This is a genomic window from Vibrio sp. HDW18 (assembly GCF_011306175.1).
Taxonomy (GTDB): Bacteria; Pseudomonadota; Gammaproteobacteria; order Enterobacterales; family Vibrionaceae; genus Vibrio; species Vibrio chanodichtyis.
In genome coordinates this window covers 2,169,856-2,183,533 of the sequence record NZ_CP049913.1, presented here as the reverse complement: position 1 = coordinate 2,183,533, position 13,678 = coordinate 2,169,856, and the positions used below count along the sequence as shown (strand labels likewise).

The 13,678-nt window shown below is 45.4% G+C and carries 14 protein-coding genes; 2 read left to right on the top strand and 12 right to left on the bottom strand.

Annotated features, from left to right (window positions below; all coding sequences use genetic code 11):
- Positions 1 to 15 precede the first annotated feature (15 nt).
- A complete protein-coding gene (gene lrp / locus G7083_RS10480) occupies positions 16 to 510 on the bottom strand; it encodes a leucine-responsive transcriptional regulator Lrp (RefSeq protein WP_000228498.1) in 495 nt (164 codons plus the stop codon).
- A 156-nt stretch (positions 511 to 666) separates the two neighbouring features.
- Between lrp and ald the strand changes: the two genes are divergently transcribed.
- Positions 667 to 1,794 (top strand): alanine dehydrogenase, encoded by a 1,128-nt coding sequence (gene ald / locus G7083_RS10475; protein WP_166014719.1) that lies wholly within the window; start codon positions 667 to 669, stop codon positions 1,792 to 1,794.
- Positions 1,795 to 1,828: 34 nt separating this feature from the next.
- Here the strand turns inward: ald and G7083_RS10470 are convergent, their stop codons facing one another.
- Positions 1,829 to 3,046 carry a methyltransferase gene (locus tag G7083_RS10470; protein ID WP_166014718.1) on the bottom strand — a complete coding sequence of 406 codons (1,218 nt, stop codon included), beginning with the start codon at positions 3,044 to 3,046 and terminating at the stop codon, positions 1,829 to 1,831.
- Between the two features lie 61 nt (positions 3,047 to 3,107).
- Complete coding sequence (gene cysB, locus G7083_RS10465) at positions 3,108 to 4,082, bottom strand: HTH-type transcriptional regulator CysB (RefSeq protein ID WP_166014717.1); 975 nt, start codon at positions 4,080 to 4,082, stop codon at positions 3,108 to 3,110.
- Positions 4,083 to 4,367: 285 nt separating this feature from the next.
- On the opposite strand from cysB, the gene G7083_RS10460 reads away from it, so the two are divergent.
- Positions 4,368 to 5,132, top strand: coding sequence for a DNA repair protein (locus G7083_RS10460; RefSeq protein WP_166014716.1), 765 nt, complete (start codon positions 4,368 to 4,370; stop codon positions 5,130 to 5,132).
- Positions 5,133 to 5,224: 92 nt separating this feature from the next.
- Here the strand turns inward: G7083_RS10460 and pyrF are convergent, their stop codons facing one another.
- The 9 genes from pyrF to G7083_RS10415 form a co-directional block, all read right to left on the bottom strand.
- Complete coding sequence (pyrF, locus tag G7083_RS10455; protein WP_166014715.1) at positions 5,225 to 5,920, bottom strand: orotidine-5'-phosphate decarboxylase; 696 nt, start codon at positions 5,918 to 5,920, stop codon at positions 5,225 to 5,227.
- A gap of 70 nt (positions 5,921 to 5,990) precedes the next feature.
- Positions 5,991 to 7,160, bottom strand: coding sequence for a lipopolysaccharide assembly protein LapB (lapB, locus tag G7083_RS10450; protein ID WP_166014714.1), 1,170 nt, complete (start codon positions 7,158 to 7,160; stop codon positions 5,991 to 5,993).
- A 10-nt stretch (positions 7,161 to 7,170) separates the two neighbouring features.
- A complete protein-coding gene (locus tag G7083_RS10445; protein WP_166014713.1) occupies positions 7,171 to 7,455 on the bottom strand; it encodes a lipopolysaccharide assembly protein LapA domain-containing protein in 285 nt (94 codons plus the stop codon).
- Between the two features lie 142 nt (positions 7,456 to 7,597).
- Positions 7,598 to 7,876: an integration host factor subunit beta gene (gene ihfB, locus G7083_RS10440; protein ID WP_166014712.1), complete on the bottom strand. Its 279-nt coding sequence runs from the start codon at positions 7,874 to 7,876 to the stop codon at positions 7,598 to 7,600.
- A gap of 256 nt (positions 7,877 to 8,132) precedes the next feature.
- On the bottom strand, positions 8,133 to 9,803 hold the full coding sequence (gene rpsA, locus G7083_RS10435; RefSeq protein WP_166014711.1) for a 30S ribosomal protein S1: 1,671 nt from the start codon (positions 9,801 to 9,803) through the stop codon (positions 8,133 to 8,135).
- Between the two features lie 108 nt (positions 9,804 to 9,911).
- On the bottom strand, positions 9,912 to 10,589 hold the full coding sequence (gene cmk, locus G7083_RS10430) for a (d)CMP kinase (protein WP_166014710.1): 678 nt from the start codon (positions 10,587 to 10,589) through the stop codon (positions 9,912 to 9,914).
- A 219-nt stretch (positions 10,590 to 10,808) separates the two neighbouring features.
- A complete protein-coding gene (locus G7083_RS10425; RefSeq protein WP_166014709.1) occupies positions 10,809 to 11,120 on the bottom strand; it encodes a ComEA family DNA-binding protein in 312 nt (103 codons plus the stop codon).
- 136 nt (positions 11,121 to 11,256) lie between these two features.
- Positions 11,257 to 13,116 carry a peptidylprolyl isomerase gene (gene ppiD, locus G7083_RS10420; RefSeq protein WP_166014708.1) on the bottom strand — a complete coding sequence of 620 codons (1,860 nt, stop codon included), beginning with the start codon at positions 13,114 to 13,116 and terminating at the stop codon, positions 11,257 to 11,259.
- A 153-nt stretch (positions 13,117 to 13,269) separates the two neighbouring features.
- Positions 13,270 to 13,542 (bottom strand): HU family DNA-binding protein, encoded by a 273-nt coding sequence (locus G7083_RS10415; protein WP_166014707.1) that lies wholly within the window; start codon positions 13,540 to 13,542, stop codon positions 13,270 to 13,272.
- Positions 13,543 to 13,678: the final 136 nt, after the last annotated feature.

Sequence of the window (13,678 nt, the reverse complement as noted above, 5' to 3'; positions counted from 1 at the left end):
AACATTCGCTGTTGCTTAACGAGTTTTAATCACTAGCTGGTTGGTTTGTTTCACTTCTTCCATCACGACGTAGGTTCGTGTGTCATTAACGCCCGGTAAACGCAGCAAGGTATCACCAAGCAAACGACGATAAGCGCCCATGTCCGATACCCGAGTTTTAAGTAGATAGTCAAAATCACCCGATACTAGATGACACTCTTGAATATCATCCAATTTTTGTACTGCGGTATTGAATTGTTCAAATACATCGGGCGCACCACGATTTAACGTAATTTCAACAAATACCAATAGTGACGCGTCAAGATACTGAGGATTTAATAACGCGGTGTAACCGGTAATAAATCCTTGACGTTCCAGACGTCGTACCCGCTCAAGACAGGGTGTAGGTGAAAGCCCTACACGTTTTGATAATTCTACGTTTGATATTCGACCATCTTTTTGCAATTCATTCAATATATTGCGATCAATACGGTCTAAGTCCTTAGACGGCTTCTTATAACTATCCACCATTTTTTATTCCACCTTATTACGTCCTTGCAAAAAAATACACTACAACTGCTTAACATTTGGCATCAAATTTTCTACACTAGTTACTATACTAGTCATAAACTCGACAGAACAAGCCTATATCTAGTCAATATAACCAAATCAATCTAAGGAGTCAGGATGATTATTGGTGTTCCAAAAGAAATCAAAAACCACGAATATCGAGTGGGTATGATCCCCGCTAGCGTGCGCGAGCTTATCGCACACGGTCACCAAGTTTATGTAGAAACAAATGCCGGTTGTGGCATCGGCTTTTCAGACGATGATTACATCGCTGTAGGCGCATCCATTCTTCCTACCGCTGCAGACGTCTTCGCGAGCGCAGAGATGATTGTAAAGGTTAAAGAACCTCAAACTGCTGAGCGAGCAATGCTCAAAGAAGGGCAAATATTATTTACTTATCTGCACCTTGCTCCCGATTTTCCACAAACTACAGAGCTAATCAATAGCAAAGCCGTCTGCATCGCCTATGAGACTGTAACAGATAATATGGGTCGCTTACCACTGTTGGCTCCAATGTCCGAAGTTGCAGGGCGCATGTCAATCCAAGCTGGTGCACAAGCGTTAGAAAAATCACGCGGTGGCAGCGGGTTATTGCTCGGTGGTGTACCGGGAGTCGCACCGGCTAAAGTGGTGATCCTCGGCGGTGGCGTTGTCGGTGCTAATGCCGCTCGTATCGCGATTGGGCAGCGGGCCGAGGTGACTATCTTAGATCGCAATATCGATACGCTACGCAAACTCGATGAAGAGTTTCAAGGCCGAGCAAGATTGGTTTACTCAACAGCCGATACTATCGAACAATACGTATTAGAGGCGGATCTCGTCATCGGTGCAGTGCTGATCCCCGGTGCTGCCGCGCCTAAATTGGTCACTAAACAGCATATTCAACGCATGAAACCCGGCTCGGCGGTAGTCGATGTCGCTATTGATCAAGGGGGCTGCTTTGCCACCTCGCACCCCACTACCCATGCCGATCCGACTTATATCGTTGATCAGGTAGTACACTACTGTGTTGCTAATATGCCCGGTGCGGTAGCGCGAACTTCAACCTTTGCCCTTAATAACGCCACACTACCCTACATAGTAAAGCTCGCCAATCAAGGTTACCAAAAAGCATTATTGCAAGATGGTGGATTTTTAAAAGGGCTCAACGTTATCCACGGTAAAGTCACCTGTAAGGAGGTGGCGGACAATTTTGGTCTCGATTATCTCGATCCTGCTCAAGCGATCGCGATGTTCAACGAATGATGAATATTCAACAAATTGTCGCCGAGAGCCGAAGCTATCGGCTCTGGCTGACAATACGCTGCGCATTCACCATCAGATTACGCGGCGTGGTTTGTCTGTCACAAAATTCGCCAATCGTGACCTGATAGCCTTGTTCTTGTAAATACAGCGACTTATCTAACACTAACCACAGTTCGAGTAAACGCCGAAACCCTTGCTGAACGAGACTGACTCGCTCCATCTGCCAAAAACGCTGTTCGCCTAATTGCTCGAAATAGGCTAGATCATGCTGCGTGGCATCCAAATCAATATTTTTCTGGCGCAACGCCCAATCACAAAACGCAGCAAAACCTTGGTTTAAATGCGATTTTTGAATGCTCGGGATCGGTATATAGGCGGTTTGGTTCAACTCATGGCTTAATAATGCATCCAAGCCTAAGCGGTAAACCATCTCCTGTTGACGCTGCCGTTTGACTCTTTCGCCACCGGTTACCGTTTCCTGCAGTGGTAAACGTAGCTCTTGCTGAGTCAAGTGTAGTGTAGATTGCTGGGCTAAATTCGACATCGCTTGATAATGCGGATCGCGGATCAAGTGATAGCAGCACGGCGAAAAACTGATCGCAGCCACCTGTGCTGCCGTTGCGTATTGCAACAGTTTGACGTGTAAATCGCCGCATGCATGCAGCGCAACCGCATGAGTATTTGCTTCAAATAACCTTGCCACCTCAGATTGAAATGCATCACCTTGTACAAAATGCATGGGTAAGTGCAGCAATTTGGCTTGTTGCTGACCCGCAGCACAAAGTTCAGCTTGATATTCAAAGCTAACCACCGGCTGCTGGCTAACACTGGCTAAAATCCGGCCCAGATAACCTTTACCAGCACACCATTCTAACCATTGCGCTCCTTGATGGTGAGCCAATAACACGCTGCTCATGGCGACAATTTGTTGCCACTTACGCCCAGGGATCCCTTGGTCAAGATACTTTGGCAAGCTTAGTACGGTAGCGCGAGGAGCGGGCTTGATCGCAAGCATCGCCTTAATTTCAGCCAGTTGCGGAAAAAACTCACTCAAGATCGCACACAAATGCTCGGAGTTAAGTTTGTAATACTCAATCTGATCTTGCTCAAGCGCAATCAGCCATGCACTGAGTTCCGGATGCTGATCACCCCATGGCAAGTCACTTCCACTACATGAGTGAAACGCCTCATAACGCCAAAATGATTGCGATTGAGTTAAAAATAAATCGAGTAATTTAAACTGTGCGTGCATGCATCCTCCCGTGGGAGGAGCATTTTAGAAGCAAGCATGATGAAGTGGAAGTAAAAGCACGTTAGCGAACGGGTAAGTCGATATCTTTAAACATTTCGGCTATCTCAAGGTTGGACTTTAATGAAATGGCTTGTTCAACCACCGGACGCGTAAGATGTGGCGCAAAGCGCTCCATAAAATCAAACATGTAAGAGCGCAAGAAAGTGCCTCGACGAAAGCCAATACTGGTGGTGCTGGCACTAAAAATATGACTGGCATCGATAGCAACCAGATCGGTGTCCTGTTTTTTATCGACCGCCATACTCGCAATTACCCCAACCCCAATCCCCATTCGTACATAGGTTTTGATCACATCAGCATCGGTGGCTGTAAACACTACTTTAGGGGTCATACCAACACGATTAAATGCACTATCTAACTCGGAGCGTCCCGTAAATCCAAACACATAAGTCACCAATGGATAACCCGCAAGATCCTCTATCGTGACATGCTCTTTTTTAGTCAGTGGATGGTCTTTCGGCACGACAATCGAACGATTCCAATGGTAACAAGGCAACATAATCGCATCTTGATACAAATGCAGCGCTTCGGTGGCAATGGCAAAATTGGCCGTACCTTTAGCAATCGCTTCTGACATTTGCGTTGGCGTACCCTGATGCATGTGTAACGAGACTCTAGGGTAACGCTTGGTAAAACCTTTGATCACTTCTGGCAACGCGTATCTGGCTTGGGTATGGGTAGTCGAGATATTCAAAGTGCCCATTTCAGGGTGGGTATGCTCGGCGGCTACCGCTTTAATACTTTCGACTCGGGATAAAATCTCAGTCGCGATACGCACAATATGTTCACCCGCAGGTGTCACTTGAGTTAAATGCTTGCCGCTACGCTCAAAAATTTGAATGCCCAGCTCATCTTCTAATAGCCTGACCTGTTTACTGATCCCAGGTTGCGAGGTATAAAGATTCTCGGCAGTGGCTGACACATTCAAATTGTAATTGACCACTTCCACTATGTACTTCAACTGCTGCAATTTCATTGTTGCGATAATCCCTTGTGGGGTTTGCCAGATAAACCCATATTCTATAATGATTAGTTATAACGCTTCAGCGTGATAATTCCTAGCCTTTAGCGCAAGAAGCGTGATTAGGCAATTTAGCCGTTTGCTTCATTCGGCAGAAAATTTACCATCTAACCCTCAAAACTATCGTAACATCGCGGTTTTTACTTGATAAAACAGCAATAATTAGCAGAGTAAATTGTCGGGATCACCATGAACGTGTATCCTTAATCGTTCGCCATTGAAACTGAAGATACGGATTTTATGAATACAGCTTTAATCATTGCTCTGGTGGCCATTTTGCTTGTATTGGTCCTTGGCTACAACATTATGTTGCAATACCGAGTGAGGCTCGAAAGTGTTAAGAAACAAGAATCTTCACGTTATGTTGCGATTATTGATGCCACCGAAGATCTGATCGGTAATGCTCACCATCTACCATTTAGTAAAGAACTTTTAGTTTGCTTGAATAACCGTATTCTCGATGCACTACAAAGTATGTATGACCTTGACCCCAAAAATAAGCAATTAGCTCAACGGATAGAAAATATGAAGGGGCAGATCGATCATCTTAAAAATAATCATTCCGGTGGTGAAAGTACCTCATTTAAAGTACCGAGCGGCGATAAACAAGCGATTGTTATGTTGAAATTGGTGAAACGCCTACGTGACACCATTCGTAGTGAGCACAACAAAGGTCGTTTTGAAACCCAAACTTATGTGACTGAAAATGCCCGTTTAGAAACCATCCAGATCCGCATCAACATTGAAAACGTCATCAAACGGGCTAATGATTCCATTCTACGCGGCCAGCCTGGCACGGCTATCCAATTACTGCGTAAAGGGATTGATGTCTTAGCGTCAAAAAATGACAGTTACTCCAACCAAGCGCGTGAGAAACTGCAAACCATGTACGATGAACTTGAGCAAAAACGTCAGCATAAAAGTGCCGCTGACTTGCAGCAACTCGAAGAGAATGAACGTAAGAGTGATATGGACGTGCTATTTGGTGAGAAGAAAAAATGGTAATGCGCTACGCCATGCTGCTTTAATTCATTCAGCTCCAACAATAACGCCCTAGTAAGCTAGGGCGTTATTGTTGGAGCCATCCACACTAGAGATTAGATAAGCGACCGATTGATGGCTTGCAGTACTAAGTCCGGTTGTTGCGCTTGGGTAATAGGACGGCCAATCACTAAATAGTCAGAGCCAGAAACCAGAGCTTGGGCTGGCGTCATGATCCGGCGCTGATCGCCTTGCTCTGACCCCTCAGGACGGATCCCTGGGGTAATTAGCTTAAACTCCGCGCCTAAATGCTGTTTCAATAGTGATGCTTCTTGCGCCGAGCAAACTACCCCATCCAAACCCGCATTTTTGGTTAATGTTGCCAAGCGCAATACATGATCTTGTGGAGCACACTCGATACCGATACCTTGTAAATCAGTCGCTTCCATACTGGTTAACACCGTTACACCAATCAATAATGGACGCTGTTTACCATAAGGCTCTAAGATCTCGCGCGCAGCAAGCATCATGCGTTCACCACCACTGGCGTGCACATTGACCATCCATACCCCCAGCTCAGCCGCCGCCTTCACCGCTTTTGAGCAAGTATTCGGAATATCATGGAATTTCAAATCTAGAAACACTGAAAAACCACGCTTGTGCAATTCACGAACAAAATCTGGACCAAATAAAGTAAACATCTCTTTGCCAACTTTCAGTCGGCAGGTGTTTGGATCGATTTTATCTACAAACGCGAGCGCATCCGCGAGATTGTCATAGTCCAGTGCAACAATCACTTTTGGGTCGTTCATCGTTTCTCCTATCTGTACTGCATGTTTAAAAAAGCAGCGAAAGTCGCTGCATGGTAATAAAATGATGGGCTCATTCGCCATCCAAACCTCGGATCGGTTTAATCGATCCCCAACTTTTACACGACGGGCAATGCCAATAAAGTGAATGGGTGGAAAAACCACACTTGCGACACCGATAATGAGGCTTCACTTTAAGTTGTTCACCAACCAAACGCTGTAAGGTTGATAAGCTCGCTTTGGCTCTGCCCTCTTCCGCTTCGGCAATATGAAAATCAATTAGCCGATAGAAGCCTTTCATGGTCGGGTTTTTGACTAATTGGCGGGTTAAAATTTCTTGAGCGGATGCAACGCCCTCATGCTGAGCGACTAACTGAGCTAACATTAATTCAGCCGACACACCGGCTTTTTCCGCAATGCAACGCCGTAAGAAAGCGATCAAATCTTGCTCACGGCCTAAATGATGGTAACACTCGGCCAAGATATTGAGTACTTCGCTGACAAAATCAATATCCTGTTCAAGTACCTTTTCTAAATAATCAATCGTATTCTGGTAATCTCGATTTTGCAGATAAAGCTTACCCAATGAAATGGAGGCACGCACACATTGAGCGTCTTCATGTAACGCTTTTTTAAACAATTGCATCGCTTTATGATCATGACCATCGGCTTTTTCAAGCATGGCCAACTCACAATAAAAATGGGCGATACTCACCTTCATGCGCTTGCGTCCAAGCCTCACCAACGCGGATGCACATTCAATCGCTTTGTGCCATTCACGAGTTTGTTGGTAAATCGCGGTCAATTGCTGGAGCGCTGACTCACGATGCTCCGGTTCATCGATCAATTGCTCAAAAATTTTCTCCGCGCGGTCCAGAAAACCAGCCACCATGTAATCTTTCGCTAACTGCTGCAGAGCCAAATTCTTCTGATCTATGGTCAAGCCTGAGCGCGAAATAAGATTTTGGTGGATCCGGATCGCGCGATCGACTTCACCACGCGAGCGGAATAGATTACCTAACGCCAAGTGGGTATCGATCGTTTCATTATCCACTTGCAATAGTTCGATAAAGTGATCAACCGCTTTATCCGATTGATCAGAAAGCAACAGGTTCAAACCCGTGACGTATTGACGAGAAATTTGGTGTGATTGCTTCTGCTTGTCTTGCTGAGCACTGCGATGCCCCATATACCAGCCGTAAGCGGCGGCAATCGGCAATAACAAGAACAGTATTTCTAACATTGAAGCAGCCTTATCCGCTATGTACTGTGGTTGCTGGTGCTGATTGCTGATTAGTAACTATTTTGAGTTGCTTAGTCAGCCTGCGGATCTTCAATTGTGATTTGAGATGCAAACTAGCGAAAAGCACACCAGCACAAGCAAAGCCAAGTACAAATACGCTACCCAGTAAGGTCGATAGATGAAACTCACCTTGCGCCAATAAGTAGTTAAACACCACCACCGATTGATTTTGAGAGCCTAAAGCTAATGCGATTAAGAAAAGAGCCAGCACCGCGACTATCTTTATAATTTTCATAAGTCATCACCTTTTCACAAAATGGCACACAGATTATGCAGGAAAACAGTACGACAAACCACGGCTAATCACCGCCCGCTATAAAAAAGCGGCACGCTAAATCAGCATGCCGCTCAGATGAACAAATTATACTCAATAACGCTTACAGGTTAACGCGCTCGCGCAGTTCCTTGCCAGGTTTAAAGTGTGGCACGTACTTACCTTCTAGCTCTACTTTATCGCCTGTTTTAGGATTGCGTCCAAAACGTGGCTCACGGTAGTGTAAAGAAAAACTACCAAAACCACGAATCTCGATTCGCTCACCAGCTTCTAGGGTCGCGGCCATCTGCTCAAGGATGTTTTTTACCGCATCTTCGATTTCTTTCGCAGACAAGTGTGTTTGTTCAGCACAGAGTCTTTCAATCAGTTCGGACTTAGTCATAGCTTCCCTCTTCGAGTGTTTACCGACTAATTATAGTCAGTAATATCAATTCCAACAAACATCTGATTTACATTGGATAAAAAGAATTTGATCGTGAACCGACTCTTATTCTAGATTCATCATTCAGCTTATTAACCGTGCGCACCATAATACGATTTCGCCACGTTTAGTCGTTATTCAGCTCTGTTCGCCAGCATGAGATTATAAGCACAAAAAAGGAGCCTTGCGGCTCCTTTTATCTATTAGCGTTAAGCTATTATTCGCCTTTCGCCGCTTTGAAAGCGTCAGCCATAGCATTACCGAACGCAGCTTCATCTTGCTTGTTCAGAGTTGCCATTACTTCTTGCTCTTCAGCTTCATCTTTTGCTTTGATAGACAGGTTGATTACGCGGTTTTTACGGTCAACACCAGTAAATTTCGCTTCAACTTTGTCACCAACGCTCAGGATCAGTGATGCATCTTCGATACGATCACGTGATACTTCAGAAGCACGGATGTAACCTTCAACGCCGTCTTCCAGCTCGATGGTTGCGCCTTTCGCGTCAACTGCAGTAACAGTACCGTTAACCAGAGCACCTTTCTTGTTGTCTGCTACATAAGCGTTGAATGGATCATTTTCCATTTGCTTGATGCCCAGAGAAATGCGCTCACGCTCAGCGTCTACTGCCAGAACTACTGCAGAGATTTCGTCGCCTTTCTTGAATTCACGAACTGCTTCTTCTCCTGGTACATTCCAAGAGATGTCAGACAGGTGAACCAGACCATCGATACCGCCGTCTAGACCGATGAAGATACCAAAGTCAGTGATAGACTTGATCTTACCCGTTACTTTGTCGCCTTTAGCTTGCGCTTCAGCGAAAGATTGCCATGGGTTAGCTTTACACTGTTTCAGGCCTAGAGAGATACGACGACGTTCTTCGTCGATATCCAGAACCATAACCTCAACTTCGTCGCCAACATTAACAACTTTAGATGGGTGGATGTTCTTGTTAGTCCAGTCCATTTCAGAAACGTGTACCAGACCTTCAACGCCTTCTTCGATTTCAACGAAGCAGCCGTAGTCAGTTAGGTTAGTTACACGACCTGACAGACGGTGACCTTCTGGGTAACGCTTAGCGATTGCTACCCATGGATCTTCGCCTAGCTGTTTCAGACCTAGCGATACGCGAGTACGATCACGATCGAACTTCAGTACTTTAACTAGGATTTCGTCACCAACGTTAACGATTTCTGATGGATGCTTAACGCGTTTCCAAGCCATGTCAGTGATGTGTAGCAGACCATCAACACCGCCCAGATCAACGAATGCACCGTAGTCAGTCAGGTTCTTAACGATACCTTTAACTTCAGTACCTTCTTGCAGAGTTTCCAGCAGTTCATCACGCTCTACGCTGCTTTCAGATTCGATCACTGCACGACGAGAAACAACAACGTTGTTACGCTTCTGGTCTAGCTTGATAACTTTGAACTCGAGCTCTTTGTTTTCTAGGTGAGCAGTGTCACGGATTGGACGCACGTCAACCAGAGAACCTGGTAGGAACGCACGGATGCCGTTCAGTTCAACAGTGAAACCACCTTTAACTTTACCGTTAATTATACCGATAACAGTTGCAGCTTCTTCGTAAGCTTTTTCAAGTACGATCCAAGCTTCATGGCGCTTCGCTTTCTCACGAGAAAGTTGAGTTTCACCGAAACCATCTTCAACCGCGTCCAGAGCTACGTCTACTTCAGAACCAACTTGAACTTCTAGTTCGCCAGCAGCGTTCTTGAATTGTTCAGCAGGGATAGCAGACTCAGACTTCAGGCCAGCATCAACCAGAACGTAGCCGTTCTCGATCGCTACTACAGTACCTTTAACGATGGTACCTTGTTGGAATTGGGTCTCGTTCAGAAACTCTTCAAAGAGTTGAGCAAAAGATTCAGTCATTTATTTAATCTTCAATAAGTAAACGGCCACGGGTATCCTACCACATGGGGTTATTAGCTTCGCCGGTCATCATCCTTGCGACCAACGTTCTCACCTGACGTGATTAACTCACACCAGTTTAGATTCGATATATTGTAGCGCTTGTTCAACCACTTGATCGATAGTCAATGTGGTTGAATCTAGCACTAACGCGTCTTCAGCAGGACGTAAAGGAGCCACAGCACGATTTCTATCGCGATCGTCTCTTTGCTGAATTTCGCTTAAAAGGGCGTCAAATTTAACATCAAGCCCTTTGAGTTGCAACTGCTTGAAGCGTCTACGCGCTCTTTCTTCTGCGCTAGCATCAAGGAAGATTTTGGCTTCTGCCGTAGGGAAAACCACAGTTCCCATATCGCGCCCATCCGCGACTAAACCAATACCACTAGCAAATGCTCGTTGACGACGTAACAACGCTTCACGAACACGTGGCAATGCGGCAACTTTTGATGCCGCCATACCCGTCTCTTCTTTGCGCAATTCACGAGAAACGTCTTCACCTTCGAGAATAACCTTGACCAAATCGCCTTCGGCAATAAATTGAACATCAAGGTGGGTCGCCAGAGGAACTAGCGCCGGTTCCGATTCAAGATCTACCCCATGATGAAGCGCCGCCAGTGCGAGTACGCGATAGATCGCTCCGGAGTCCAAAAGTTGAAAACCGAGTTGTTTAGCCAACAACATGCACAATGTGCCTTTACCTGCACCGCTAGGCCCATCAACGGTAACAATCGGCGTATGAGAAGACATGTTTTTCTCCACTTTTTGTTTTAGGCGGTCGAGAGCACGTCCGCATTTTCGGCGTAGAATTATAAGTGTAAAGGCGTCGAGGTGCTAGGTAAGAGTCCTGAGAATAGCCAGAAAAAGCCGATCCAGTTAAAAAAATCAACTCGGCCTAAGCCGAGTTTCACAATGAGTATTCGTGTTAAATCCTATCCACACACTGACAGTGCCAAATCATCAGCCAGTTTATAGCAAAATTCTTGCTGCATTTTGGCGCACGATAGACTCTCCAATTCCAGTCACTTGGGTAAGATCATCAGCACTCGCAAACGGGCCATTGGTTTGTCGATAATCCACAATCGCTTGTGCTTTCTTAATACCAACCCCTTTCAGTAAAGTAGCCAGCTCTTCTGCTGATGCGGTATTAATATTTACCGTGATCACTATTCCTTCTTCGATCGGTGCAACCGATGTCGCCTCTTGTGCACAAGTCAACATCGGAGCGGCAGGTAAACACAGTACAAGCAAGGCCGTCATCATTCTAGTTTTGAATTGCATAATAGACTCTCATATTGGGTTATGGAGTCCGCAGCATAGCGAGGTTAAATCGAGGCGAAAATTACGGTTTAATATAAATACAACGGGCTATTGCTATAGCCCGTTTATTTAAACATATCAATTACATCGTAACTGCTTATTCGGTCGCAATGTGATATTCAATCTTAGTACTTTGGCGTAATACACTAACCACACCGGTCAAATCTTGCTGTGCACCGATCCGCTGTAGTTGGCTAGCAATTTGCTCATGGTAAGCAGGGGTGGTTTTACTTTCTACCTTATTCAGTTCAATCACCACAATGTTGCCATCAAAATCTTTAGCTTGTGCGTACACTTGCTGTCCATCTTGCGGTTTAACCATCGCATAAACGGTATTGGCCAGTGGTGAGCTGCGATCAATCATTTGCGATTCACCAAAAGCTAAGCCAGATTCGCTTAGTAGCGCACTATTACCCGCCGCTAAACCAGCAACCAGTTGGTTAGCCAACTCTAAGGCTTGCTGTTCACCTTTCATGCGTGACAATTGCTCAACCACTTGAGCCTTGACCTCAGCCAGAGGCAATAGGGTTTCAGGACGTGACTCCTCAACACGCACCACTACGACATGCTCTGGTGCTACTTCAATCAGTTCAGAGTTAAGGCCATCTTCTTTAACTTCTGCTGATTTGAGAACCTGTAGGACGGCAGGTATTGCCAGTGGATCGGGAAGTTGTGTGAATGAGACAAACTCAGTGTGCTCCACTGTACCAGCAATGGCTTTAGCTGCGTCATCCAGAGAATCGGCATGCTCAAAAGCCAGCTTTTCCAACTCACTTTGTTTGGCATAGAAACTATCTAATGCTTGTTGATCGGCCAGTTCTAGTTTGATCGCTTGTTCAACCTCACTGTATGGTTTAACCACAGGGGCTTTCACTTCATCCAGACGAATGATGTGATAACCGAATTCCGATTTGACCAAACCTGAGACTTGGTTAGGTTCGGTAAGTGCAAATGCCGCCGCTTCAAAAGCCGGATCCATCGTATCACGCTCAATCCAGCCCAATGAGCCACCATCTTGCGCGCTACCTACATCTTGAGATTTTTGTTGGGCAAGAGTTGCAAAATCACCACCCGCCTTCAGTTGATCCAAAATGGCCTGTGCTGACTGCGCATCATCGCCCTCAATCAGGATATGACTTATCTTACGCTGCTCTGCCGTGGAGTATTTGTCCAGATGCTCTTGATAGAACTGCTGTGCAGCGTGATCATCAATGCTCAAAGTCGCTTTTAATCCGTCGGCTGACAGCTCAATGTAAGAGACTTTGATCTGCTCTGGACGCGTGAAACGCTCTGTATTAGCTTGGTAATATTGCTCAATCTCTTCATCACTCAGAGTCACTTTTTGGGCAAAATCAGCCAAGGATAAAGCAATGGTGCGGATATTTCGTGTTTGTGAGATCAATTGATCTTGTAAATTCACTTCACCAGGCAAACTGAATTCACTACCTTGCAACGCACTGATTAACTGGTTACGCACTAAATCGGTACGCAAATACTCAGCAAACATATCAGGCGAGAATCCTGCGCGGCGTAGCGCCGTTTGGTACAGTTCCTGATCAAATTGGCCCTGTAGCTGAAACTGTGGCATCTCTAAAATCATTTGTCGCACTTGCTGATCACTGACACGCAAACCCAGTGAGGCTGCATATTGCTCAATCAACAAATCGTTGACCATACGATCCAGTACTGATTTACGGAAAGAAGCAACATAAGCCGGATCCGCCAGTAAATTGGAGAAATAATCCCCCAGTTGAGCTTGCATACGGTTACGTTCGTTTTGATAGGCTTGCTCAAAGTCACCACGACTGATTTCTGCATTGCCTACTTTAGCGGCCGCATTATTACCACCACTGATCAGGTAGTTACCTACACCAGCAAAAATGAAAGACAGGATAATTAATCCAAGGATAATTTTAACCGCGATGCTGTTCACGCCTTCGCGTAATCGATCCATCATAATGCTACTACTCTCCGGGGTTGATATCAGGCCTATAAGCCCAAAGTGAATGGCGCGATAATATCAGAAAAAGAAATGCGCATCAGTAGGATGCGCATAATTTCAAAAGGTTCGCAGAGATTTTGCAAAAAAACCGCAAAATCTTGATTTAAATTAGTTGCAAGCGTCTTTTAGCGCTTTACCTGCTTTGAATGCAGGCACTTTTGCTTCAGCGATTTTGATCTCTTCACCGGTTTTTGGATTACGGCCAGTACGCGCGGCACGAGTACGTACGCTGAATGTACCAAAACCAACCAGTGCCACTTGGTCACCAGATTGAAGCGTATCACTTACCGCTTCGATAAATGCATCAAGAGCGCGACCTGCAGAGGCTTTAGAGATGTCTGCATTAGCGGCAATTTGTTCTACTAGTTGTGTCTTATTCACTGTGATTCCCCTTTGGTCACCCTTTATTATTTTATCGGTGCCGATTTCGTTCCATTAAAGTTTAAACTAGCCTAAAGCCTTGTTGCATCAGGGCTACAAGCTATAGCTCGTAACGTTAGCGCCCAAAAAAAACGCT